Below are 2,477 nucleotides of genomic sequence, written 5' to 3' on the forward strand. Positions count from 1 at the left end.
GGTGCAGCGTTGCGTGTTTCTTGCCGGAGGTAGAGCACTGGATAGCCGATGGGCCCTACAAGGTTACTGACGTTAGCCAAACTCCGAATGCCGGTAAGTGAGAGCGCAGCAGTGAGACTGCGGGGGATAAGCTCCGTAGTCGAGAGGGAAACAGCCCAGACCATCAGCTAAGGCCCCTAAGCGGTGACTAAGTGGAAAAGGATGTGGAGTCGCATTGACAACCAGGAGGTTGGCTTGGAAGCAGCCACCCTTGAAAGAGTGCGTAATAGCTCACTGGTCAAGTGATTCCGCGCCGACAATGTAGCGGGGCTCAAGTCATCCGCCGAAGCTATGGCATTCAGCGAATACATCAGCATCCACTTGATGGGTGTTCAGTGCGCTGGATGGGTAGGGGAGCGTCGTGTGGGCAGTGAAGCGTCGGAGTGATCCAGGCGTGGAGGCCACACGAGTGAGAATGCAGGCATGAGTAGCGAATCACGGGTGAGAAACCCGTGCGCCGAATGATCAAGGGTTCCAGGGTCAAGCTAATCTGCCCTGGGTAAGTCGGGACCTAAGGCGAGGCCGACAGGCGTAGTCGATGGACAACGGGTTGATATTCCCGTACCGGCGAAGTTGCGCCCATGACGAACCTGGTGATGCTAACCACCCGAAACTCATCGGACCGGACCCTTCGGGGCGAGGCTGGTGAGCGGAGCGTGGGACCCGAGCTGGTAGTAGTCAAGCGATGGGGTGACGCAGGAAGGTAGCCCAGCCACAGCGATGGTTGTCTGTGGGCAAGCGCGTAGGACGTGGTGTAGGCAAATCCGCACCATCCGCTTCAGTGTGGAGTCTGAGACGTGACGCGGAGCCATATATGGCGAAGTGGGTGATCCTATGCTGTCGAGAAAAACCTCTAGCGAGCAACGAGCCGCCCGTACCCCAAACCGACTCAGGTGATCAAGTAGAGAATACTAAGGCGATCGAGACAACCATGGTTAAGGAACTCGGCAAAATGCCCCCGTAACTTCGGGAGAAGGGGGGCCCGGATCGTGAACCCACTTGCTGGGGGAAGCGTGAAGGGCCGCAGAGACCAGGGGAAAGCGACTGTTTACTAAAAACACAGGTCCGTGCGAAGTTGTAAGACGATGTATACGGACTGACTCCTGCCCGGTGCTGGAAGGTTAAGAGGACCGGTTAGGCGCATCTGCGCCGAAGCTGAGAATTTAAGCCCCAGTAAACGGCGGTGGTAACTATAACCATCCTAAGGTAGCGAAATTCCTTGTCGGGTAAGTTCCGACCTGCACGAATGGAGTAACGACTTTCCCACTGTCTCAACCATGGACTCGGCGAAATTGCACTACGAGTAAAGATGCTCGTTACGCGCGGCAGGACGGAAAGACCCCGGGACCTTTACTATAGTTTGGTATTGGTGTTTGGTACGGCTTGTGTAGGATAGGTGGGAGACTGTGAAGTCCACACGCCAGTGTGGGTGGAGTCAACGTTGAAATACCACTCTGGTCGTACTAGATGTCTAACCTAGGTCCGTCATCCGGATCAGGGACAGTGCCTGATGGGTAGTTTAACTGGGGCGGTTGCCTCCTAAAATGTAACGGAGGCGCTCAAAGGTTCCCTCAGCCTGGTTGGCAATCAGGTGGCGAGTGTAAGTGCACAAGGGAGCTTGACTGTGAGACAGACATGTCGAGCAGGGACGAAAGTCGGAACTAGTGATCTGGCCACGGCATGTGGAAGCGTGGTCACTCAACGGATAAAAGGTACCCCGGGGATAACAGGCTGATCTTCCCCAAGAGTCCATATCGACGGGATGGTTTGGCACCTCGATGTCGGCTCGTCGCATCCTGGGGCTGGAGTAGGTCCCAAGGGTTGGGCTGTTCGCCCATTAAAGCGGCACGCGAGCTGGGTTTAGAACGTCGTGAGACAGTTCGGTCCCTATCCGCCGCGCGCGCAGGAAACTTGAGAAAGGCTGTCCCTAGTACGAGAGGACCGGGATGGACGAACCTCTGGTGTGCCAGTTGTTCTGCCAAGAGCACGGCTGGTTGGCTACGTTCGGAAGTGATAACCGCTGAATGCATCTAAGCGGGAAGCACGTTTCAAGATGAGGTTTCCCACCCAATAATGGGGTAAGGCCCCCCACAGAACATGGGGTTGATAGGCCGGAGGTGTACAGCAGTAATGCCTAGCCGACCGGTACTAATAGGCCGAGGGCTTGTCCCAACCACGTACAAAACCACACACGCTGAGCGTGCACGGTTTTGACACGTGAACCACGCGCAAACCAACGAACACACACTTGTTCGCGTCCACTACGCAGTTCCCAACCAACAAACACACCGTGTTTGAGAGGGTTGAAAGAGTTACGGCGGCCATAGCGAAACGGGAAACACCCGGTCCCATACCGAACCCGGAAGTTAAGCCTTTCAGCGCCGATGGTACTGCAACCGAGAGGTTGTGGGAGAGTAGGACGCCGCCGGACAAACATT

At 56.0% G+C, this 2,477-nt stretch carries 2 rRNA genes; both read left to right on the forward strand.

Annotated elements, in window-relative coordinates:
* Positions 1-2,211: ribosomal RNA gene (locus tag Q1B24_RS21720) — 23S ribosomal RNA — on the forward strand; the annotation flags it as partial.
* A gap of 141 nt (positions 2,212-2,352) precedes the next feature.
* Positions 2,353-2,470: ribosomal RNA gene (gene rrf, locus Q1B24_RS21725) — 5S ribosomal RNA — on the forward strand.
* Positions 2,471-2,477: the final 7 nt, after the last annotated feature.

This window comes from uncultured Nocardioides sp. (genome assembly GCF_947488025.1).
Classification (GTDB): Bacteria; Actinomycetota; Actinomycetes; order Propionibacteriales; family Nocardioidaceae; genus Nocardioides.